This is a genomic window from Arthrobacter oryzae (assembly GCF_030812315.1).
Lineage (GTDB): Bacteria > Actinomycetota > Actinomycetes > Actinomycetales > Micrococcaceae > Arthrobacter > Arthrobacter oryzae_B.
The window spans coordinates 49,133-70,899 of record NZ_JAUSSM010000001.1 but is presented as its reverse complement, the minus strand read 5'-3'; the positions used below and the strand labels follow the sequence as shown (position 1 = coordinate 70,899).

General features: G+C 66.3%; 23 protein-coding genes. 13 read left to right on the top strand and 10 right to left on the bottom strand.

What is annotated here, in order from left to right:
• The first annotated feature begins 1 nt into the window (after position 1).
• The 5 genes from J2S97_RS00350 (at position 2) to asd (ending at position 4,051) form a co-directional block, all read left to right on the top strand.
• Positions 2-220 (top strand): NF038396 family protein, encoded by a 219-nt coding sequence (locus J2S97_RS00350; RefSeq protein WP_104171996.1) that lies wholly within the window; start codon positions 2-4, stop codon positions 218-220.
• Positions 221-347: 127 nt separating this feature from the next.
• Positions 348-1,319 (top strand): WXG100 family type VII secretion target, encoded by a 972-nt coding sequence (locus tag J2S97_RS00345; protein ID WP_307045506.1) that lies wholly within the window; start codon positions 348-350, stop codon positions 1,317-1,319.
• Positions 1,320-1,346: 27 nt separating this feature from the next.
• Entirely contained in the window at positions 1,347-2,003 is a 657-nt protein-coding gene (locus tag J2S97_RS00340; RefSeq protein WP_307045504.1) for a hypothetical protein, read from the top strand.
• On the top strand, positions 1,993-2,481 hold the full coding sequence (locus J2S97_RS00335; RefSeq protein ID WP_307045502.1) for a hypothetical protein: 489 nt from the start codon (positions 1,993-1,995) through the stop codon (positions 2,479-2,481). Before J2S97_RS00340 ends, J2S97_RS00335 begins: the two co-directional genes overlap by 11 nt.
• A 427-nt stretch (positions 2,482-2,908) precedes the next feature.
• Positions 2,909-4,051 (top strand): aspartate-semialdehyde dehydrogenase, encoded by a 1,143-nt coding sequence (asd, locus tag J2S97_RS00330; RefSeq protein WP_307045500.1) that lies wholly within the window; start codon positions 2,909-2,911, stop codon positions 4,049-4,051.
• Between the two features lie 42 nt (positions 4,052-4,093).
• Here asd and J2S97_RS00325 read toward each other — a convergent pair whose 3' ends face one another.
• Complete coding sequence (locus J2S97_RS00325) at positions 4,094-5,206, bottom strand: winged helix DNA-binding domain-containing protein (protein WP_307045498.1); 1,113 nt, start codon at positions 5,204-5,206, stop codon at positions 4,094-4,096.
• Positions 5,207-5,336: 130 nt separating this feature from the next.
• On the opposite strand from J2S97_RS00325, the gene J2S97_RS00320 reads away from it, so the two are divergent.
• The gene (locus J2S97_RS00320; RefSeq protein ID WP_307045496.1) at positions 5,337-5,828 is read left to right on the top strand and encodes a hypothetical protein; all 492 of its coding nucleotides are present in this window, start codon (positions 5,337-5,339) and stop codon (positions 5,826-5,828) included.
• Between the two features lie 11 nt (positions 5,829-5,839).
• On the opposite strand, the gene J2S97_RS00315 is transcribed toward J2S97_RS00320, so the two are convergent.
• From J2S97_RS00315 to J2S97_RS00300, 4 genes are read right to left on the bottom strand one after another with little or no spacing between them, the layout of a single operon-like run.
• Complete coding sequence (locus J2S97_RS00315; protein WP_307045494.1) at positions 5,840-6,907, bottom strand: UDP-N-acetylmuramate dehydrogenase; 1,068 nt, start codon at positions 6,905-6,907, stop codon at positions 5,840-5,842.
• Positions 6,908-6,944: 37 nt separating this feature from the next.
• Positions 6,945-8,225 carry an MFS transporter gene (locus tag J2S97_RS00310; RefSeq protein WP_307045492.1) on the bottom strand — a complete coding sequence of 427 codons (1,281 nt, stop codon included), beginning with the start codon at positions 8,223-8,225 and terminating at the stop codon, positions 6,945-6,947.
• Positions 8,226-8,238: 13 nt separating this feature from the next.
• Positions 8,239-8,691, bottom strand: a complete 453-nt coding sequence (locus tag J2S97_RS00305) for a MaoC family dehydratase (protein ID WP_307045491.1) — start codon at positions 8,689-8,691, stop codon at positions 8,239-8,241.
• Positions 8,692-8,694: 3 nt separating this feature from the next.
• Positions 8,695-9,180 carry an FAS1-like dehydratase domain-containing protein gene (locus tag J2S97_RS00300; protein ID WP_307045489.1) on the bottom strand — a complete coding sequence of 162 codons (486 nt, stop codon included), beginning with the start codon at positions 9,178-9,180 and terminating at the stop codon, positions 8,695-8,697.
• Between the two features lie 185 nt (positions 9,181-9,365).
• Here J2S97_RS00300 and J2S97_RS00295 point away from each other — a divergent pair, with 185 nt between their 5' ends.
• Positions 9,366-9,743 (top strand): ArsR/SmtB family transcription factor, encoded by a 378-nt coding sequence (locus J2S97_RS00295; RefSeq protein WP_307045487.1) that lies wholly within the window; start codon positions 9,366-9,368, stop codon positions 9,741-9,743.
• Positions 9,740-11,428 (top strand): SulP family inorganic anion transporter, encoded by a 1,689-nt coding sequence (locus tag J2S97_RS00290; protein WP_307045484.1) that lies wholly within the window; start codon positions 9,740-9,742, stop codon positions 11,426-11,428. The genes J2S97_RS00295 and J2S97_RS00290 overlap by 4 nt, the downstream gene beginning before the upstream one ends.
• Here J2S97_RS00290 and J2S97_RS00285 read toward each other — a convergent pair.
• Genes J2S97_RS00285 through J2S97_RS00275 form a run of 3 tightly spaced genes read right to left on the bottom strand, consistent with a single transcriptional unit; the run spans position 11,416 to position 13,552 of the window.
• Positions 11,416-11,640, bottom strand: coding sequence for a DUF3188 domain-containing protein (locus J2S97_RS00285; RefSeq protein ID WP_104171987.1), 225 nt, complete (start codon positions 11,638-11,640; stop codon positions 11,416-11,418). The genes J2S97_RS00290 and J2S97_RS00285 overlap by 13 nt on opposite strands.
• Positions 11,641-11,677: 37 nt before the next feature.
• Positions 11,678-12,658, bottom strand: coding sequence for a DUF2797 domain-containing protein (locus J2S97_RS00280; RefSeq protein WP_307045482.1), 981 nt, complete (start codon positions 12,656-12,658; stop codon positions 11,678-11,680).
• A gap of 27 nt (positions 12,659-12,685) precedes the next feature.
• Positions 12,686-13,552 carry an HpcH/HpaI aldolase/citrate lyase family protein gene (locus tag J2S97_RS00275; RefSeq protein WP_307045480.1) on the bottom strand — a complete coding sequence of 289 codons (867 nt, stop codon included), beginning with the start codon at positions 13,550-13,552 and terminating at the stop codon, positions 12,686-12,688.
• A gap of 313 nt (positions 13,553-13,865) precedes the next feature.
• On the opposite strand from J2S97_RS00275, the gene J2S97_RS00270 reads away from it, so the two are divergent.
• From J2S97_RS00270 to J2S97_RS00250, 5 genes are read left to right on the top strand one after another with little or no spacing between them, the layout of a single operon-like run.
• Entirely contained in the window at positions 13,866-14,909 is a 1,044-nt protein-coding gene (locus tag J2S97_RS00270) for an ABC transporter substrate-binding protein (protein WP_307045479.1), read from the top strand.
• Positions 14,906-16,033, top strand: a complete 1,128-nt coding sequence (locus tag J2S97_RS00265; RefSeq protein ID WP_307045477.1) for an ABC transporter substrate-binding protein — start codon at positions 14,906-14,908, stop codon at positions 16,031-16,033. The genes J2S97_RS00270 and J2S97_RS00265 overlap by 4 nt, the downstream gene beginning before the upstream one ends.
• On the top strand, positions 16,030-16,908 hold the full coding sequence (locus J2S97_RS00260) for an ABC transporter ATP-binding protein (protein WP_307045475.1): 879 nt from the start codon (positions 16,030-16,032) through the stop codon (positions 16,906-16,908). The genes J2S97_RS00265 and J2S97_RS00260 overlap by 4 nt, the downstream gene beginning before the upstream one ends.
• A complete protein-coding gene (locus J2S97_RS00255; protein ID WP_307045474.1) occupies positions 16,908-17,804 on the top strand; it encodes an ABC transporter permease in 897 nt (298 codons plus the stop codon). The genes J2S97_RS00260 and J2S97_RS00255 overlap by 1 nt, the downstream gene beginning before the upstream one ends.
• A 54-nt stretch (positions 17,805-17,858) precedes the next feature.
• Positions 17,859-18,779: a TauD/TfdA dioxygenase family protein gene (locus tag J2S97_RS00250; RefSeq protein ID WP_307045472.1), complete on the top strand. Its 921-nt coding sequence runs from the start codon at positions 17,859-17,861 to the stop codon at positions 18,777-18,779.
• Positions 18,780-18,917: 138 nt separating this feature from the next.
• On the opposite strand, the gene J2S97_RS00245 is transcribed toward J2S97_RS00250, so the two are convergent.
• Both J2S97_RS00245 and J2S97_RS00240 read right to left on the bottom strand, forming a co-directional pair.
• Positions 18,918-19,904, bottom strand: a complete 987-nt coding sequence (locus J2S97_RS00245; protein ID WP_307045470.1) for an aldo/keto reductase — start codon at positions 19,902-19,904, stop codon at positions 18,918-18,920.
• A 126-nt stretch (positions 19,905-20,030) separates the two neighbouring features.
• The gene (locus tag J2S97_RS00240; protein ID WP_307045468.1) at positions 20,031-21,737 is read right to left on the bottom strand and encodes a glycoside hydrolase family 13 protein; all 1,707 of its coding nucleotides are present in this window, start codon (positions 21,735-21,737) and stop codon (positions 20,031-20,033) included.
• Positions 21,738-21,767: the final 30 nt, after the last annotated feature.

Sequence of the window (21,767 nt, the reverse complement as noted above, 5' to 3'; positions counted from 1 at the left end):
CATGCTGAAGAAGCCGGAAACACTCTTTGTCCTGGGCTACATGCTGCTCCCGCTGCTGGCCCTTCTCTCCGCGATCGTCGGGCTCACCATGATCCTGGGTGGCAACAAAATTGCCGGCGCCATCGTACTGGTGGTGGTCACCCAGGCGTTCGCGTTCGGGGCCGTCTACGCGCTGCGCCTCCGCAAAGCGGCGGTGCTGGAGCAGCACGACGCCGAGTAGCCGCTAAGGCGGCGGGTTGCCTTTGCGATGGGGAGAGCAGCCCATCGCAGGCAGGGCCGTTAGCTACTAGAGTCATGCGAGCAGCTTGACGATTATCCGCTGCTCAGAACTTTTGGGGGGATGCCTTGTGGCAGGAAACTTGTGGGGCGCGGACGTTGCCCAGCTGCGGACTCTGGCGCAGCAGTTCGGCAAAACGTCCGACAGCCTCCTTCAGCAGTCAACACAGCTGAGCAACCAGATCAACAACAACCCCGCATGGAAGGGTCAGGACGCGGTCACGTTCCGCGCCGACTGGAACAGCAGCCACCGTGCCCTCATTCAGAGAACAGCGTTGGCCCTCCAGCAGGAGTCGAAGAAGCTGCTGACCCAGGCCGAGCAGCAGGAGAAGGCGAGCACTGCTGGATCCGCTGGTACGTCGGGCCCCACTGGCGGAAGCACTCCATGGGGCCCGGATTGGCTGGCCGACTCCAACTCACCGTTCAGGGAAGGCTGGGACAAGTACAACGGGGTGCTGGGCCTAAAGACTGTCCCGTGGGGGATCCGCGATATCACGCAGTTCGCGGGCCGCTACGGGGACGAAGTCGCTGAGGCCTGGCGCGCCGGAGACCGCGCTGGCGCCCTGGCCATGATAAAGGACAAAGAACTGTGGGAGATGGCCGCACGGCAGGACACATTGCGCGGTTTCTTCTCCGGTACCCCTGAACTCCTTAGCGGAAAATTCGGAGACCTCGCGCAGACGGCCCGCGGGGCGGATGCTGCCGAACTGTCGAAACTCGGAAAGTTCGGGCTTAATTCCGCCGGTCATCTGCTGGGGGTCGTGGGGGTCGGTCTCGACGGACTCGACACGGCAAATGCCATCCGCGAGGGCGAAACCGGCGATGCAATTCGATCGGGAGTGAAGACCGCACTCGGTATAGCTTCCTTCGCGCCGCCGCCTGTTGGAGTGACCTGCATGGTGATCAGCGGGGCGTGGGCGGCTGTGGAGTTGATTCCGGGAGCCAGTGACGCCATTGACGCCACATTCGACGGATTCGGCAACTGGACCGAAGACACGACCAAGAATATCGGCGATGGCGTCAAAGACTTTTTCGGCTGGTAAACAGCCGCGATGAGAGGGAAAGCAACTATGACCGTAGTACAGGCAGCTGAGGACATGTCACTGGGATTCGGCATCGCAGACATGGCCTACCTTCTGCAGCTCCAGGACACCCAGGCATCGATCACCAGCGCGGCAATGCTTCGCCTCGGGGATGAGGCCAAAGACGCAGGACTCATACGTGCCGGCCTGTCATCCCTCATTGCGCGGGGACTCGCCAAGGTGGCGCCGGACTCTGCCGTTAGCTTCGATCCGCGCATCGATGTTGTTGCCTACACCGTCGCGAATGCCGTGCGCTGGACTCAACTGGATCTCCTGCAGTCAGCCGAAGTGGGAGACAGTGTCCTTCAGATCGAGTCCGACAAAACAAGGCTCCTGCTGCAACCGAGGACCATGTTGACGTGGTTCGCCGTTCCCCAGGACGCCGGTGTGTCACCGGAAGCAGCTGGATCGTATGTGATCGCCCAGCACCTCCTGGAACACCCGGACGGCGGTGTGCGCATCCGTACCACCGGCCCTGCAGGCTCGGCAGAACTTCTCGTCCGCCGGGACGAGGACCACTGGGTTTACGCCCCGTTGGACGGCGACGTAGTCGGCACGCAGGCAATTGCCGCCGATGAGGCTGCTTTGGCCGGCGCACTCCGCGAGCTGCGGGCCACCACCGGAAACGCTGCCCATGGAGAATAAAACAGCCACCAGGCGAAGGATCGATCGCACGTACTACTTTGCCCAAGATGCAGAACGCAGAATATTCGCTTACACACGGGCGGAATGGGGCCTTGGCGGCGCCCAGCCTTTCGGCAACTACACGGCACGCAACGTCGTCACTATGAGCCTCGTGGTTGCTGGCCTGACCATCCCGGCACTCGCAGCTCCCCTGTTCCTTGTCATGGGGATCATCGGGCTGAACATTGGCGCAGTACTGCTTTCCCTGGTGTGCACGCTATTGTTCACGGGCGGTTGGTTACTCAGCGTCCAGTCCCTGCGAGGAGAGCTACGCGCGCGCAGGCTGCGCCGTCAACGGGGGCTACCCAAACCCTATGTGATTGTCACCGATGATCAGGCCAGGCGGTGGTTTACGGCCAATCCAGGCAGTGTCGCCGTTACGAGGGACAATTTCCCGGAGAGTACGTACCCCTTTCCGGGCGAAGAACACGAAGGCTGAACACACGGCACCCTTGGCTAGGATTCCTTTGTGAAACCTGATCGACCGGTCTTCCGTCGACCTCGACCTGACGGCACACCATATGACCCAAGCCGTTTCAATGTGCGCCAGTATGAAGAGCAGTATGGTCCCGGCGGTGTTCCGGAAGGCTACTCGATGGCTGCCATAACACCGTTGCAGAGCCCGCGACTGATTATCGCGGTTGGCGTCTTTCTTGTGTTTATGGCGGGGATCATGACGTACGGGGCGCTCGCGGCTGCAGCGGATGTCTGAGCCCGGGCTGTCCGCCTACGCTGCCGTTATGGCCGGTCTGACCCTGGTCGCAGCGTGGTGGGCAAGGGCCGTCGTCGTGCGTACGTTTCTGTAGTCAGCCGGACAGTGACGTAACCGACTGCGCCGTGCCGGTTCCGAAGTCTAAACTGGACGAATGACTACAGCAGCTACCCCCTCCGTCGGCCTGGTCGGATGGCGCGGCATGGTCGGCTCCGTCCTGATGCAGCGCATGCAGGACGAAGGCGACTTCGCCAACATCAACCCGGTGTTCTTCTCCACCTCCAACGCAGGAGGTGCCGCCCCGACTCTCGCCGGTGCTGCCGCAGGCGCGGCCGGCAAGCTCGAGGACGCGTTCGACGTCGACACGCTGGCTAAGCTGCCGATTATCGTCACCGCCCAGGGTGGCGACTACACCAAGCAGGTCCACGGCGAGCTGCGCAGCCGCGGCTGGGACGGCCTCTGGATCGACGCCGCCTCCACCCTGCGCATGAACGATGACTCGATCATCGTGCTGGACCCCATCAACCGCGACGTCATCGACAAGGGCCTGGTCAACGGCACCAAGGACTTCATCGGCGGCAACTGCACCGTGTCCTGCATGCTGATGGGCCTCGGCGGCCTGTTCAAGAACGGCCTCGTCGAATGGGGCACGTCCATGACCTACCAGGCTGCGTCCGGCGGAGGTGCCCGCCACATGCGCGAGCTGCTCAGCCAGTTCGGCACCCTCAACGCCGAGGTCAGCTCGGAACTGGACGACCCGGCGTCGGCCATCCTGGAAATCGACCGCAAGGTCCTGGCGCACCAGCGCACCGACATCGACGCGACGCAGTTCGGTGTCCCGCTGGCCGGCTCACTGATCCCCTGGATCGACGCGGACCTGGGTAACGGCCAGTCCAAGGAAGAGTGGAAGGCGGGCGTCGAGACCAACAAGATCCTCGGCACATCCGGCGAGAACCACATCATGATGGACGGCCTGTGCATCCGGATCGGCGCCATGCGTTCACACTCCCAGGCGCTGACGCTCAAGCTCCGCGAAGACCTCTCCGTCACTGAGATCGAAAGCATCCTGGCCGCTGACAACGAGTGGGCCAAGGTGGTGCCGAACACGAAGGAAGACTCCATGGCGAGCCTCACCCCGGTGGCTGCATCCGGCACGCTGGACATCCCCGTGGGCCGTATCCGCAAGCTCGAAATGGGCCCGGAATACATCAGCGCCTTCACTGTGGGCGACCAGCTCCTGTGGGGCGCCGCCGAGCCGCTGCGCCGCATGCTCAACATCGCCACCGGCACCCTCTAGGGGCCTCCCCCGGTTTCCGGCGCCGGTTCCCGGCAACGGGCGCTACGGCGCCTGGCCGAGGAACTTCAGGTACCTCGCGGCCTGCAGCTCAAATGACTTTTGGGCTGCAGGCCGCAGTCCGTTAACCGTGTCAAACGGTTCAGGCACGACGGCGGCCGTCCGCCCGGCGCCTTTCCGTGCCCAGGTGCCGATCACTTCGCCGCCGGACACGATGGTCTTCTTGAACACCCCGTTGCCGCCGGGAACCACTTTTTGGGCGTGCTCGGGCCGCAGAACCAGCGACCGGTCCGTGTAGCCCAGCAGGAACTCATCAAACCCGGGCAGCGCCAGCAGGGCGCGCTGGCCGGGAACGCCGTCGTCGAGCAGCGCCGCGGTGGCCGGCGACGTCCAGTAACTGGTCCCTTCGAACTCCAGCTCAACGAGCTGGTCCTTCACCAGGGCCAGGCCGCTGCGGACCTCCGTCACCGGGGTGTTCGACCACCAGGCGAAGTCACGTTCCGTGGCCGGGCCATGACTGAACATGTACCGCAGCAGCAGTTCCGCGATGCCCTCGGCGCGGCCCAGTTCCCGGGATTTCGGGATCCACTCGTCGAACGCCTTGATCAGCTGCTGGTTCCCGGCGAGGGGTCCCTGAACCAACCACGCCCGCTGGCACAGGACCCCCAGCAGGTGGACGCCGCGCTGGCCAACCGTGGACTGGCCCGCGGCTTCAAACGCCGCAAAAAGCTCCTGCCGCGTGGCCGATCCGCCGCCAGAGACCAGTTCCAGGGCCGTCTCGCGCGCAACGTCCACATCGCGGGCGCCAATCTCGAGCTCCCGATGGCGGGTGCCCATGCCCCGGAGCAGGCGGGCGGCCGTGATGTCCAGGATCCAGCGCAGGTCTTCCGGAGCAAGCAGGTGAAGCGTCCCGCGCATGGGCCAGGACCTGACAACCAGCCCTTCGTCCAGCGCGGACCGGACGGTGTCGACACCGGAGTTACGCACCCTGAGGCCGACGGCCCACAGCGCGGCCTGGATGTCCTGGGCCTGCATGGCAGTCATCCAGCGCACGGCCTCCGGAACGGAGTCGAAGGCCGGTGCCAGCAGCCCCTGCGCGGCGAGGCGCAGCCTTCCGATGACATGCCGGGTGACCCTAGTCCGCGTGCATGCTCCCATGCCCCCATCGTAGGTGCAGCCGCGGACAATTCACGTCCGCATTTCCGGAATCTCCCGGCCGGCAGCGGGGCACGGGCAGTACCCCGTCTCCTCCCAGCCCGTTTACAGCAGAGGTCCCTACGCTGGATGCATGACTATCGGAGACCTCTGGCCGCACCTGCGGCCCCTGTGCCGGGCACTCGCCCTGCTGGGCTGGGTCACGAGCGCCGCCGGCATGGCTGCCGGGCTGTCCATCGCGATTGCCGGGGGAACCAGCCTTTCCCCCACCGTCCAGTCCCTGCAGCTGGTCTCTACGATCAGCATGGGAGTGGCTGTCATCAGTTTCATCGCAGCATCCCTGCTGCAGCCCCGGCACCGCGGCTGGCGCGCTGGTGAACAGGAGCGCGGCGCCGTGGCCCATGAGCAGGCCGGCGAGATGCCGCCAACCATCAGGAGTTTCCTGCTGGCCGCCCTTGCGTTGCTGGCGGGCGCAGTGGTGTTCGCCGGTGCAGGGCTGGTCCTCCGCAACGGCCCCAGCGCACAGTCCGTGGCATTCTGCCAGGTCTTCCTGCTGGGCGCAGCGGCGTCCGGGTTCACGTTCATGCTGTTCAGCAAGGTCGCCCCGCGGCACAGCGGCAACTGACGGGCCGCTCCCTAGAGCTCGACGCCGATCAGCAGCGGCTCGGGGTGCAGTTCAATGCCAAAGCGTTCGACGACGCCGCGGCGCACCTCGCGCGCGACAGCAACCATGTCCGCCGCGCTGGCGGAACCCCGGTTGGTGATGGCCAGGGTGTGCTTGGTGGACAGGGAGGCGCGGCCGCCGGAGACGCTGCCGGCCTCCAGCGCGAAGCCCTTCCCGAAGCCTGCCTGGTCGATCAGCCAGGCTGCCGACAGCTTCACCAGGCCGTCTGCTCCGGCCGGGTAGCGGGGAGCGCCTTCGGGGAGCGCCTCCGCCGTGTCTGCCGGAACGATGGGATTGGTGAAGAAGGAACCGGTGGAGTAGGTGTCGCGGTCTGCCGGGTCCAGGACCATGCCCTTGGAGGCCCTCAGCCGCAGGACCTCCCGGCGCACATCGTTGGAGTATGCCCTCTTGCCGGGCTCAACCCCCAGGGATTTCGCGAGCTCGGCATACCGGATCGGAGCACTCATCCTGCCCAGCGGCAGCTGGAACTCGACCGTCAGCACCACGTAGCGGGGGGACCCCTGGACGGTGGTCTGCTTGAGGATCGAGTCCCGGTACCCGAACTTCAGCTCGGAACTCGTGAAGGTGCGGACTGCGTTCCGTTCCCGGTCCCAGGTCCGGACCGCGGCAATGGTCTGGGAGACGTCTGAGCCGTAGGCACCCACGTTCTGCACCGGCGTGGCACCGGTGGACCCGGGAATGCCGGACAGGGCTTCGATACCCGACCACGCATGGCGCACCGCGTGCTCCACCAGGGCATCCCAGTTATGCCCCGCCTGGACCACCACAGCCACCCCGCCGCACGAATCCTCCGCGTTGACGGTGAACCCCTCGGAGGCAATCCTGAGCACGGTACCGGGGTACCCGTCGTCGGAAATCAACAGGTTTGACCCGCCCGCGATGATGAGCAACTGCTCGCCGGCGGCGTCCGCAGAGCGGACGGCGTCGATGATTTCCGGCTCCGTGCGCGCCTCGATGTAGTTGCCGGCGGGACCGCCGACGGCGGCAGTGGTCAGGTCGGAAAGCAAAGTCTGGGTCACGTGTCCAGCCTATCTGTCATTGGGACGGGACCGGGATTCAGGGAAGCTTCCGGGCCACCGGGGACAGCAGGAAGCTGACCACGAGCATCACCATCACGGCGAGCAGCGAATGGAGGATGCCCACGTGTTCGGCCAGCAGCCCCAGCAGCGGCGGCCCGCAGAGAAACGCGCCGTAGCCGATGGTGGACACCACGGAGACGCGGGCCGCGGCCTTCACCGGATCATCGGCCGCGGCGGACATGCCGACCGGGAAGCCCAGCGACGCCCCGAGCCCCCAGACCGCCAGCGCCACGAACGCCATCCACGGCACGGGCGCGAACACGAACAACCCCAGTCCGCCGACGGCCAGTGCGGCGCACCAGCGCATCACGGGGACCCTGCCAAAACGGTCCAGGACCAGCGTGCCGGCGAAGCGGCCGATGGTCATGAAGGTGACGAACAGCCCGTAGCCTGCCGCCCCCGCGGCGTCGCTCTGGCCGTGGCCGTCGGCGAGGGCCAGGGCCACCCAGTCCCCTGCCGCACCTTCGGCGAGGGCGAGCCCCAGGACCAGCACACCGAGCAGCAGCGTGCGCTTGTCGCGCCAGGCCTGCGCAATCTGGCGCTTGCTGTCCAGCGGCTGCTCGGGGACAGCGTCCGTCTGGCGGACGATGGGGATGGGTCCGGTGGAGGGATCCTCGAACGTATCCGTCCCGGACGCCTTGAACGGGCGTTCCCCCTGGACCGGCGTGATGTCCGCCCGGAACCAGGAGGCTGCGGTTGCCACCGAGACGGCCACAAGGAGCCCGCCGGCAGCTAGATGCCAGAACACGGGAACGCCGGCCCCGGCCGCCCAGGCGCCCAGCCCGGCACCGGCCACCGTTCCCAGGCTAAAGGAGCCGTGCAGCCGGGGCATGATGTGCCGCCGGACGGCGCGTTCAACCGCGGCGCCCTCAACATTGGACGCGGTGTTCCAGCTGGCGGTGCCCAGCCCGATGATCGCCAGTCCTGCCGCAACCGCCACCGGGTTGGCGAGCACGGAGGTGCCGAAGCCTGCAAGCACCAGCCCGACGCCCACCATGATGCTGCCGATCCGGATGGTCCGTTTGGAGCCCAACCGGAGGACGATCAGCCCCGAGGCGGACACTGAAACAAACGAACCGGCAGTCATACAGAGCAGGAGAAGGCCGATGGTGCCGGGAGTCAGGTCCAGGCCATCGCGGATGGCCGGCAGCCGGGACACCCAGGTGGAAAACGCGAGTCCGCTGGCCCCGTAGGCCACCACCACGGCGTTGCGCCAGTGGGTGATTTCGGCAACCGGAACGAAGGCTTCCTTGGTCAAGGCAGCCTTTCTGTTACGCAAGCCTGACGACTGCCTGTGCCTTCATCAGGACCTTCTGGCCGTTGAAGACCACGGTGAGGTCCACGCGGGCAGTGCCGGCGTCGGCGTCGAGCGCGCCAATGGCGCCGCTGACCTCGATGACGGCCCCCGGCTCCTCTGTGCCGGTGGTGTCCGTGACGAGTACCGGTTTGGTGAAGCGTGTCTGGAAATCGACGACGGCGGCCGGGTCGCCCGCCCAGTCGGTGACGAGCTGGACTGCCGCGCCCATGGTGAACATGCCGTGGGCAATGACGCCGGGCAGGCCCACACCGGTGGCAAAGGCTTCGTTCCAGTGGATCGGGTTGAAGTCGCCGGACGCACCGGCGTACTTCACCAGGTCCTGCCGGCTGACGGTGATGCTGCGGCTGCCGATGTCCTGGCCGACGGCGAGTTCGGTGAAAACGGGGGTGATGGATGCAGTGCTCATGGGTTACTGTCCCTCTCCGCGGACCAGGATGGACGAAGTGGCTGTGGCGACGGCCTCCCGGGAGGGATCCGGCGAGCCGTTTGCTGCGCCTTCACCGGTGAGGGCGAAGATTTCCGAGCGGGTGGTGATCATGGCACCGCCGCCCATGGCACGGACCCCGTCCACGTGCAGCTCGGCCACAAGCCGGTCACCCGCGAAAATGGGGCGGTGGTGGATAAACCGCTGATCCGCGTGGACCACGCGGGAGAAGTCAATGCCGGACTCCGGATCCTCGATCAGCTGGGCGTCTGCGCGCTGGGCAATGATGATGGCGAAGGTGGGCGGCGCCACGAGGTCGCGGTGGCCGAGGGCCTTGGCCGCGTCCAGGTCGAAGTGCGCGGGGTGGGTTGCCTTGACGGCCCTGGCGAACTCGCGGATTTTCTCGCGGCCGACGTCGTACACCTCTGCGGCAGGGTAGCTACGGCCCTGCAGATCCGGATTGATAGTCATGGCCTCAAGCCTATCGTTCCGCCGCCGCCGGACACCGATGAGGTGGGCGGGCTCACGGCCTGTTTACGCGCAGAAGGCTCTGGCGTCCTTCCTGGGCCCGCGGTATGATGATTTAATCATTCCATCAATTCATGGTGACCCGCACGGGTATCCTCCCGGCATGAACCAGCGACAGCAGGTCCCAAATGCTTCCCGCAGCACAGGCCCCTTTATACGAAATCAAGGCCAATCTCTTCAAGGCACTGGCGCACCCGGCGCGTATCCGGATCCTGGAACTGCTGGCGGCAGCGCCGGACACCGCGGCCCCGGTCAGCTATCTGCTGGCCGAAACGGGGCTCGAGGCCTCACATCTGTCCCAGCACCTGGCAACCCTGCGCCGGCACAAGGTTGTCACGTCGGTGCGGACGGCGAATGCCGTCACGTACCGCCTGGCACACCCCAAGATTGCCGAACTGCTGTCCATTGCACGGACCTTCCTTCTGGACAATCTGGCTGATTCGAATGAGCAGCTCCGGCTGGCTCGGGAACTGCCGGCTGCGCACCTCCCGGGTCCCGCGTTGTGAGCGCCGTTCCGGCGGCCTCCTCCAAGACGCGGCTGAGCTCCGCACTGGCGAAGTACCTTCCATCCCGCAGCGATTACGACGGTCTCAGCTCCTCGTGGAAGACGGACCTGCTGGCCGGCATCACCGTGGGAATCGTGGCGCTCCCTCTGGCCTTGGCGTTCGGGGTCAGTTCCGGCGTGGGAGCCGAGGCCGGCCTGATCACGGCCGTGGTGGCCGGCCTCGTGGCCGCGGTGATGGGCGGGTCCAACGTCCAGGTGTCCGGCCCCACCGGTGCCATGGTGGTGGTGCTCGCCCCTGTGGTGGCAAACCATGGGACCGGCAGCATTGCGCTGGTGTCCCTCATGGCGGGCCTTATGGTCTGTGCCCTGGGCATCAGCGGGCTGGGGCGTGCTGTGGCGTTTATTCCCTGGCCGGTGGTGGAAGGCTTCACCCTGGGCATCGCCACCATTATCTTCCTCCAGCAGGTTCCTTCGGCCATGGGCACGGAGGGCATCCCCGGCCACAACATCCTCCTCGCAGCCATTGAGAGCGCATCGGCTGCCACGCTTCCCACAGTTCCCCAGACTCTGGCTGTGGTAGCGGGGGTCGCGGCCATCATGCTGATAGCGCCCAGGCTTCACAGGTCGCTGCCTGGGAGCCTAATCGCGGTACTGCTGGTCACCATTGCAGCGGAGCTGCTGCAGCTGGACATCCCAAGGATCGGGGCCATGCCCCATTCCCTTCCGGCGCCCCGGGTGCCGTCGCTTGATCCTGCCGCCCTGGGTGGCCTGGTGATGCCCGCAGTGGCAATCGCGATGCTGGCCGCCATCGAGTCGCTACTGTCCGCACGGGTGGGCGCGGGACTGGTTGGACCGGACGGCAGGCTCAGCGGCCCCTACACGCCGGACCGCGAGCTCACCGGTCAGGGCCTGGCCTCCATTGCGGCCGGCCTCTTCGGCGGCATGCCGGCAACGGGCGCCATTGCCCGGACCGCCGTCAACGTCCGTTCCGGCGCCAAGACCCGTCTCTCCGCGATCGTGCATGCCCTTGTCCTGCTGGCCATCATCTACCTTGCAGCCGGGCTGGTAAGCCGGATCCCGCTGGCCGTGCTGGGCGGAATCCTTATGGTGACCGCAACACGAATGGTTTCACAGCGCACCGTCACCGCCATTCTTCGCTCCACCAGGGCGGATGCGGCAGTCTTCCTTCTGACGGCACTCATCACCGTAGCGTTCGACTTGATCGTCGCCATCGAGATCGGCCTGGCCGCTGCCGCCCTGCTGACGCTGCGAAAGTTCGCGTCGCTGAGTGGCGTCCGCCGCGAGGATATTGCCGGGGCTCCGGCGGAAGGGGACGAGCACATTGCCGTTTTCACCCTTGGCGGCGCTATGTTCTTTGGCGCCGCTGAACGGATCCTGCAGGAAATCAGCCAGGTGAAGGACATCCAGGTGGCCATCATCAGGTTGTCCCAGGTGCGGATGCTGGACGCTACCGGGGCGCACGCCCTGGTGGAGGTCATCTCAGCCCTCGAACTTCGGGGCATCACCGTGCTGGTCAAGGGGGTCCAGCCGGAACATATGGCCATCGTAACCAACGTCGGCGTGATCCGGTCCCTTCGCCACCATAAGCACCTGTTCACGGACTTGCCGGCGGCCGTGGAGCATGCGCGCAGCCACGTCCGCAGAAACGCCGGCTACCGCTTGTAGGTCTTGCGGATCTGCTGGCCGCGCACCACGATCCCCACGACGTGCAGGACCAGGCCCAGCCCGATCACCGGCAGCGAGGCCACGGCGAGGCCCTGGTTGTTGGAGGTGTTGCCCACCAGGTTGAGGATGATGCCTGCGGCGATGAGGCCCATGGCGCTGAAAACGAGCACCTTGTAGGCGGTGGATGCGGTGGCCCAGAATTCGTTCAGCACCGTGCCATTCTACGTGCCGAAGTTTCAGAACGAAGTTCTAGAACAAATACTCCTGCACTGCCGGAACCTCTGATCCGTAGTGGTCCCCGAGCTCGACGGTGCGCGCCTTCAGCTGGCTGAGGTTCACCACGAACTCCAGTTCGGCCCCGTCCAGGGCGGCAACGGCGATGCTGCCGCTCACAGCGGCAATCCGGAATCCGTGGGTTCCGGTGCTGAGGTCATGCGGATAGGAGTGCCGGGCGGCTGGCGCGCAGGCACCGTCAGCGAGGCCGGGCCGGATCCAGCTTTCGTCCACCACCTCGAAGCCCTCGATGCCGGCGCCCGTCAGCAGTAAGCGGGCATCCGCCGCCAGCTGCCCGTTCAGGGCATCGAGTTCGACGGCGGGTGCCGGCGCCACCAGGGCGGCGGCCTTGGCTGCCGACCGGACCTGCTGCGGGAGCCCGGCGTCGCGGGTCAGCATGTCTTCCAGGATCCGGACCACCCTGCCGTCGTCCGCTCGTGCCACATAGCGGGCCACCACGGCGCCCTGCTCGGCCAGCCGGTTCCATTTCCGCAGGTTCGAGGCGGTGCCCACCTTGCTGGCCCCTTTGGCGAAGGTGGCCACGTACAGCCAGTGCTGCTGCATCAGGTAGGCTCGCAGGCCCGGCGGGACGCCGCCGCCGCGGTGAAAGTCGTGGATAAGCCGGGAATCGTCCACCACGAAGCAGCGCTCGCACTGGCTGCCCTTGACTGCCGGTGCCTTGGCCGGGCAGAGGACGTGGTCACGGTCGGCCGGGCCGTGCACCCTGTGATGCCCCAGGCAGAACTTGCCTTCAGCGGCGACCCGGAAGCCCAGCCGGCTGCCGGCGTCGAGCGTCAGTTCCCTGAAGCCGCCAGCGGGGTCCTGCAGCCGCATGACCGGAGTTCCGCCGTCGTGCTTCCCGGACGGGCGGTTCTCCGCGGACCCGGGCGTCTGTGAAAACCCGGGCGCGGCACCATCCCAAAAGACCCCGTGGACCAGATAACGGGTATCGGTCACGGGGTCTCCTTGGATTGCCAGGGGACGCTAGAGCGCCGGCTGCACGCCGAATGCTACAGCGAGCTTCATGATCTTTTCGGCGCGGCCCAGGCGCGGCAGGTCGGAGCCGTCGCGGATCACGCGGCCGTTGGCTTCGAAGTCGGCCATGAAGTCCGTGGCCCAGGCGACGTCGGACGGCGTGGGGCTGATGACCTCGTTGATGACGTTGGTCTGGTCGATGGCCAGGCAGAGCTTGCCGGTCATGCCCATCATCACGGTGATGCCGGTCTGCTCACGCAGGATCGGGTGGTTGGTGCCCACGGTGGGGCCGTCGATGGGGCCCGGGAGGTTCCCGACGCGGCTGGCGACAACCAGCTTGGCCCGCGGGTAGGCCATGGCCTCGGCCGTGGCGGCCATGCCGGTGTCGCGGCGGAAGTCACCGGAGCCGAAAGCCAGGCGGAACGCGCCCTGGGCCTTGGCAATGTTGTTGGCTTCCTCGATGCCGACGGCCGATTCGACCAGCGGAATCACGGGGGTATTGCCGTCCATGCGGTGGTAGGACTCGGTGACCTGGTCCGCGGACTCGGTCTTGGCCAGCATGACGCCGAGCAGTCCGGGGGTGCCGCGCAGGCCGGCGAGGTCCGCGGCCCAGAACGGGCTGGTGGCGTCGTTGATCCGGACCCAGGCCTGGCCGCCGGCAGCCAGCCAGTCCACGACGTGCCCGCGGGCGATGTCCTTCTGCGAGGGGTCCACGGCATCTTCGATGTCCAGGATGATCGAGTCCGCGCGCGACACGGCCGAGACGTCAAAAAGCTCGGGCTTCATTGCGTTGACCAAAAGCCACGAACGGGCAATTTCGGCGGGGATATTTCGTTCGGGCCGTACAGTCTCGACGGCGGCGGAGATAGAGGTCATGCATCTACCGTATCCGCCCGGCACGCACAAACGCTAAGTAACAGCCGCCCGCCCTTGGAACAATGCCGCGAACAATACGACCAAAATCCGGCGCTGCTGGCCCGTCAAAGTCCTTCACGGGCCGTTACCGGGCGAAACGGGGCGTCTTATGACCCGGCGTTTCCTCCTGTTGCCGCTCGTTTCCGCGGGTTTCCCGGCGTGACAGCAACGCTTTTTTTGACCGGAAAGGTGCGCTTACATCGTTCCAGCGGCACGCAAACAACCCCGCCGCTTCCCCCATCACTTACCCCAATGCACCACAAAGGAACCCCGAATGAAACGACACCTGACCATCCTGAGTGCCGCGGCCGCCGTCGTCATCGCGATGACGGTGTCGGGCTGCGGCGGTGGCGCCAGCGGCGCGAATGCTCTCGGCGGCGGAGGTGCCGGAAGTACCGATGGTGCCACCGAGGTGAAGGAGCTCCGGTACCAGGGCTGGGCCAACACGGTGACGCTCCCCGAACTGGCCCAGGACCTTGGCTACTTCGGCGACGTCAAGCTCAACTGGGTGGGCAACACCATCAGCGGCCCGCAGGACATCCAGTCGGCGGCCACCGGCCAGACCGACTTCGGCGGCGCGTTCGCCGGAGCGGTGGTCAAACTTGTGGAAGCCGGCGCACCGGTGAAGGCCGTCATCAACTACTACGGCGAGGACGAGAAGACGTTCAACGGCTTCTACGTCAAGGAAGACAGCCCCATCCGCACCGCCCGGGACTTCATCGGCAAGAAGATCGCCGTGAACACCCTGGGCGCCCACGCGGACGCCGTCATCAACACTTACCTGCAGAAAAACGGCCTGAGCGCCGAGGAAATCAAGCAGGTCCAGCTGGTGGTGGTCCCGCCCAACGACACCGAGGAAGCCATCCGCCGCGGCCAGGTGGATGCCGGTTCGCTGGGCAGCATCCTGCAGGACAAGGCAATCGCCAACGGCGGCCTGCGCTCGGTGTTCAGCGACGCCGAACTCTTCGGCACGTTCGCCGGCGGACCGTACGTGCTGCGCACCGACTTCATCGCCAAGAACCCCAACACCACCCGGACGTTCACCACGGGCGTGGCGAAGGCCATCGAGTGGGAGCGGACCACGCCGCGCGAGGAAGTGATCGCCCGCTTCACCAAGATCCTGCAGGAACGCGGGCGCAACGAGAACCCGGCTGCCCTGCAGTACTGGAAGAGCGTGGGCGTTCCGGCCAAGGGCGAGATCAATGATGAGGACTTCACCCGCTGGGGCAAGTGGCTCAAGGACACTGGCATCGTCAAGGGCGAACTGGATCCGAAGAAGCTCTACACCAACGAGTTCAACGAGCTGGTGACCGGATGAGCGCCGCCGCCCCGGGAAAGACACTCCTCCCCCGCCGCACCGTGCTGGCCTCCGCCTTCGGGGCAGCAACGGTTATTGTCCTCACTGCCACAGGCTGCGGCGGGATTGCCGCCGGCGCGGGTACGGCCGGAAACACCGCCGGCGAGGAAGTGAAGACCGTGCGCTACCAGGGCTCGCCCAACAACGTGTCCCTGCCCGAACTCGCCCAGGATCTTGGCTTCCTCGGGGACGTCACCCTCGAATGGGTCAGCAACACCACCAGCGGCCCGCAGAGCATCCAGTCCGTGGCCACCAGCCAGACGGACATCGGCAGTGCCTTCACCGGCGCCGTGATCAAGCTGATCGAGGCGGGCGCGCCCGTTCAGGCCGTCATCAGTTCCTACGGCGAGGACGACAAGACCTTCACCGGCTACTACGTGCTGGAAGGGAGCCCCATCCGCACCGCCCGGGACCTGATCGGCAAGAAGATCGCCGTCAACACGCTGGGAGCCCACCACGAAGCTGTCATCTCGACCTTCCTGAAGAACAGCGGCCTCTCGCCGGAGGAGATCAAGCAGGTCCAGCTGGTGGTGGTGCCGCCGAACGAAACCGAACAGGCGCTGCGCAAGAAGCAGGTGGACGCCGGGACCCTTGGCGGAGTGCTCCAGGACCGCGCGCTCGCGGAAGGCGGCGTCCGGGCACTGTTCACCGACGTCGGCGTCATCGGCGGCCCGTTCGACGCCGGCCAGTACGTCATCCGCAAGGACTTCCTGGCCGCCAACCCGGAAACGAGCCGGAAGCTCGTGACCGGCATCGCCAAGGCCATCGAGTGGGAACGCAGCACGCCCCGCGAAGAGGTCATCGCGAAGTTTGAAGAGATCATCGCCAAACGAGGACGCAACGAATCCAGCGAAGCCCTCAAGTACTGGAAGAGCGTGGGAATCGCGTCGCCGGGCGGCCGGATCAAGGACACGGACTTCACCCGTTGGAGTGAATACCTCACGTCGGCCGGAATCATTGACGGAGCCCTGGACCTGCCCAAGCTCTACACGAACGAGTTCAACGGACTGGCCACCGGTACCGAAACGGCTTCCGGCACAGCCAACCCCGGCACCTCCACCAGCAACACGAAAGGACAACCATGACGCCGAAAATCAGCCTCCGGAACGTCACCAAGGAATTCGCGGTGCGCCAAGGCAAAGGCACCCGGAACCAGGCCGGCCCGTCCGTTCTGACGGCCCTGGATGACCTCAGCCTGGACGTCGCCGCCGGTGAGTTCCTCACCCTCGTGGGACCCAGCGGCTCCGGCAAGACCACGCTGCTGGACCTGCTGGCCGGCCTCTCCCGCCCCAGTTCGGGAAGCGTCCTGGTGGACGGCAAGGAAGTGACCGGTCCCGGCCAGGACCGCGCCGTCGTCTTCCAGCAGTACGCGCTCTTCCCCTGGCGGACGGCGTCGGCCAACGTCTCCGTCGGGCTGGAAAACTCCGGCCTTTCACGGAAGGAACGGGCAGCCAAGGCCAGCGAATTCCTGGACCTGGTGGGGCTGGCGGGGTTCGAGGACCGCTATCCGCACGAACTGTCCGGCGGTATGAAGCAACGCGTGGCCATCGCCAGAAGCCTCGCCTATGAGCCGGACATCCTGCTGATGGACGAACCGTTTGCCGCCCTGGACGCGCAGACCCGCGAGCAGCTCCAGGACGAGCTGCTGCGGATCTGGAAGGCCACGGGCAAGACCATCGTCTTCATTACGCACGGAATCGACGAGGCCGTGTATCTGGGCCAGCATGTGGCCGTGCTCAGCGCCCGCCCGGGCCGGCTGAAGGAAATCGTGGACATCAACATCCCGGACCGCGACGGCGAGGACGATGTGCGATCCCATCCGGCGTTCGTGGAGCACCGGCACGAGGTCTGGTCCCTCCTGCACGATGAGGTCCGGCTCGCCCAGGGCTCCGGGCACCGCAAGATCCTCCCCGATGGCACCGCCCCCGACGAACAACCCAAGGAAAGGAGCGCTGCCTGATGAGCGCTGTGTTGACCCGACCGCCAGAGGCGGCTGCCGCCGTCGAACCTTCCCCGCAGACCGGCTCCGGTCCGGAAAGCGGACAGCGTCCGACGCCGGCGGGCAGGTTCGCTGCCCTTGCCGGACTCGCCGGGCGGGCCGGCTGGAAATCCCTCGCCGTACTGCTGTTCCTTGCGCTGTGGGAACTCGGCCCGACGTACCTGGCCAGCCCGTCCACCCGGGTATTCCTGCCGCCGCTGCACGAAGTCATTGCGGCCGGCGTGAAGCTGCTGGAAACCGGGCAGCTGCAGAACCACCTGCAGGCAAGCCTCACGCGCTCCGTCTCCGGGTTCAGCATCGCCGTGGTGTCCGCCGTGGTGCTGGGACTGCTGATCGCCTGGTACGGCTGGCTGAGCTCGTTCCTGAACCCGCTGCTGGAGCTGTTCCGCAATACGGCCACGCTGGCCCTGCTGCCGGTCTTCACGCTGCTCCTGGGCATCGGCGAGGAATCGAAGATTACCATCGTGGCCTACGCGGCGTTTTTCCCGGTGCTGCTGAACACCATCGCCGGTGTCCGGACTGTGGATCCGCTGCTGATCCGCGCCGCACGGTCGCTGGGGCTGAACAGTTTCCGGCTCTTCCAGAAGGTCATCCTGCCCTCGGCTGTCCCGACGATTTTCACGGGCATCCGGATGGCCGGCACCTCCTCCATCCTGGTGCTGATCGCCGCCGAAATGGTGGGCGCCAAAGCCGGGCTCGGTTACCTGATCGTCAATTCGCAGATGAGCTTCCTCATCCCGGACATGTACGCCGGCATCCTCACCGTTTCCGTCCTGGGGCTGGCCGTCAACGTCCTGCTCGTGGCCCTGGAGCGGCACTTCTCCCGCTGGCGCACCGCCGTCGGCGCCGGCAACTGACCCCTTCACCAGCACCACAACCTATCCGCACCATCAACCAGTAAGGAAAAAGCAATGACCACGATCACCGAGACCAAGCTTGAATTCGCCAAACTGGGATCCCGCATCGGGGCTGAAATCCGCGGCCTGGACCTCAGCGGGGACCTCTCCGCGGACACCGTGGCCCGGATCCGTGAGGCCCTGAACGAGCACAAGGCCCTGGTGTTCCGCGAGGCGAACATCCGCACGGACGAGGAGCAGGTGAAGTTCGCCAGCCACTTCGGTCCGCTCACGAAGGCGCACCCCACCGTGGCCTCCGTTGAGGGCGAAGAGAACGTCCTGCCGGTGGACAGCGAGAACGGCTCCGCCAACAACTGGCACACGGACGTAACGTTCGTGGTGAACCCGCCGCAGGCATCCACGCTGCGCAGCATCGACCTGCCAGCCTACGGCGGGGAAACCCTGATCGCATCCTCGGCCGGCGCCTACCGGGACCTGCCCGATGAACTGCGGAACTTCGCGGACACCCTGTGGGCCATCCACACCAACGACTACGACTACTCGGTGCCCAAGAACCTGGAACACCAGAACGCGGAGGAGCGCCGCAAGGAGTTCACCCGGCTGAAGTTCGAAACGGCCCATCCGGTGGTCCGGGTGCACCCGTTGACCGGCGAGCGCGGATTGTTCATTGGGGGCTTCGCGCAGCGGCTGCGGATCGTCGGGCTGTCCAACACCGAGTCGAAGGACATCATCCGGCTGCTGCAGGCATACGTCACCCGCCCGGAGAACGTGGTGCGGGTGAACTGGGAGCCGAACCAGGTGGTCCTGTTCGACAACCGCATCACCCAGCACTATGCCCCGGACAACTACGACGGCCAGCCGCGCAAGCTCAACCGGGTGACCATTGCCGGCGACATTCCGGTGGGCGTGGACGGCAAGCAGAGCCAGGCCCTGAAGGGCGACTCCACCACGTACTCGGTGGTGGCGCCGCTGTAGGTTGCGCGTGGCAGGGATGGGCCGCTGAACCCGGCCGCCAACCCAACTAGGTCGCAGTTAATGTCGTTTTGAGCGCTCATAACGACATCTACTGCGACCTAGTTGGGTTAAGCGGGGCATCTGGGCGGGTCCCCCCGCTTAGGGGATGTTGCTCCCCCGGGCCGTGACCCAGAGCCGGTACCACTCGGCCCGGGACATGGCAGCGGCAACCCGGGCGGCTCCGGCGCAGGCCCGGATCCGGTCCGGGTTGGCCGAACCGATCACCGGAGCGATCCCTGCCGGGTGCCGCATGAGCCACCCGAGGAGGATCGCCTCCCTGGTGGTTCCCATGGCCTTCGCCATGTCGGCGACGAGCGCCGTCGTGGCTGCCTCTGCCGGCGTCGGGCTTTCCGGCGGGGGGCCGGTGTAGTGGCCCCGGGCCAGCGCCCCGTAGGCCTGCAGGGTGATCCCCTGCCGGCCACAGAACTCGAGCGTGCCGTGCGGGAAGCTGTGGTCCAGCGCCTCGGCATGGTTGACCAGCACCGTGCTTTCCAGCCAGGCCCGTTTCAGCAGGCTCATTTCCAGCTGGTTGGCTACCACGGGCGTTTCCAGGTGGTCCTGCAGCACCTCGATCTGCTGGGCGGACATGTTGGACACACCGACCTGCCGCACTTTGCCTTCCTGCATCAGCTGCCCGACGGCGGACGCCACCTCGGCGGGGTCCGCCAGCGGGTCGGGGCGGTGCAGCATGAGGACGTCCACGTACTCGGTCCTCAGCCGTTTCAGGCTGCCGTTGACCCGTTCGAGGATGCCGTCCCGGCTCAGGTCGTAGTGCGTCTCGAGCCCCTGCTCGTTGAGCCGGATGCCGCACTTGGTCTGGAGCCGGATCCGTTCACGCAGCCCCGGTGTAATCGCGAGGACCTCACCGAATACGGCCTCCGACTTGCCGCCGCGGTAAATGTCGGCGTGGTCGAACAACGTGATGCCGGAATCCAGCGCGGCGTTGATGGCGGCGTCGGCCTGGCCCACATGCTCGGATGCGTAGGGTTCAGCGGACCAGCTGCCGCCGAGCCCCATACAGCCATAGATCAGTTCCTGAGTACGGTTCAGTTCCTGTCCGGACGGGCTTGCAGCTTGTTTAGTCATGTCGTCACTCTTTCATTTGATCCCGCCAAGGCCCAGCAGCAAAAAGCCACGGTGGCGGTGCCCTGCCAGGGCACCGCCACCGGGACGGGTTTCATGGTGAGCTGGCGGATGCTGCTCGGCGCGGACCTAGCGCAGCCACACCGTGGTGTTGCCGGGCAGTTTGCCGGCTTCCAGCGGGCCGCTGCTGAGCAGGACCTCACCGGCCGGGAGCTCCACGGACTCCGCACCGAAGTTGGTCACGGACTGCCAGCCGCCGTGGCGGCTGAAGTGCAGCACCTGGGCGTTGCCCGTTTCCACCCATTCCAGCTCTTCTGCTGTCTGCAGCTCGCGGCGCAGCTTCAGGGCCTTGCGGTAGAGCTCCAGGGTGGAGCCTTCCACGCCGTCCTGGGCGTCCACGGCGTAGCGGCTGAACCATTCCGGCTGGGGCAGGTGGGCCTCGCCGGCACCGAAGCCGAATGACGTTCCTTCAGCGGCCCAGGGCAGCGGCACGCGGCAGCCGTCGCGGCCGATCTCGACGCCCTTGTTGCGGAAGAAGGACGGGTCCTGGCGTTCGGCGTCGGGAATGTCGCCGACTTCCTGCAGGCCGAGTTCCTCGCCCTGGTACAGGTAGGCCGAGCCCGGGAGGGCCAGCATCAGCAGGCTGGCCGCACGGGCGCGGCGGAGGCCCAGCTCAGTGTCGAGTTCCCCGGCCGGGGCGCCGGCCAGCAGCCAGCCCTTGCCGTCCTGGCCCTTGGCGTGGACTCCGCCGCCCTTCGGCAGGCCGTACCGGGTGGCGTGCCGGACGACGTCGTGGTTTGAGAAGACCCAGGTGGAGGATGCCCCGGTTGCCGTCGCTTCGGCGAGGTTCCGGGTGATGATCTCCTGGAACTCCTCGGCATCAAAGTCGGCCTGCAGCAGGTCGAAGTTGAAGGCCTGGCCCAGGCCCTGCGGGCTGGCGTAGCGGGCGCGGCGGGTGGCGTGCACCCAGGCTTCGGCGACGGCGGTGCGCGGCGGGTTGTACTCGTTGAACACCTCACGCCATTCGGCGTAGATCTCGTGGACTTCGTCGCGGTCCCAGAACGGGTGCGAGCCGTCGGGGAAACCGTCGGTGCCGGTATTGGCCTCGGTGAGTTCAACCTTGGAGAGCAGCGGCTCGGTAAGGTCCTTGGTCAGGGCGTGCGCCACGTCCACCCGGAAGCCGTCCACGCCGCGGTCCGACCAGAAGCGAAGGGTCTTCAGGAAGTCGTCGCGGATCTCGCGGTTGGACCAGTTCAGGTCCGGCTGCTCCTTGGCGAAGATGTGCATGTACCACTGGCCGGGGGTGCCGTCCGGTTCGGTGATGCGCTCCCAGGCGGGACCGCCGAAGACTGAGTCCCAGTCCGACGGCGGCAGCTCGCCGTTCTTGCCCAGGCCGTCACGGAAGATGTAGCGCTCGCGCGCAGCGGAGCCCTTCGGTGCGGCGAGGGCCTCCTGGAACCATTCGTGCCGGTCGGAGGAGTGGTTCGGGACGATGTCCGCAATGAGCTTGATGCCGGCTTCGTGGAGCGCGGCGGACATCTCGGCGAAGTCCTCCAGGGTGCCCAGCTTGGGATCGACGTTGCGGTAATCGTCGACGTCGTACCCGCCGTCCGCGAGCGCGGACGGGTAGAACGGGCTCAGCCAGACGGCGTCGATCCCCAGTTCCTTCAGGTACGGCACCTTGGCCGTGATGCCCTTGATGTCGCCCAGGCCGTCACCGTTCGAATCCGAGAAGCTGCGCGGATAGATCTGGTACACGGAGGCCTGGCGCCACCAGTTTGGATCGGCTGCGAGGTTTGAATCGGACAGGGTTGCCAGAGTGGCGGTGGTGGACAAAGGAGATTCCTTTTCTTGGGTTCGTTGTTT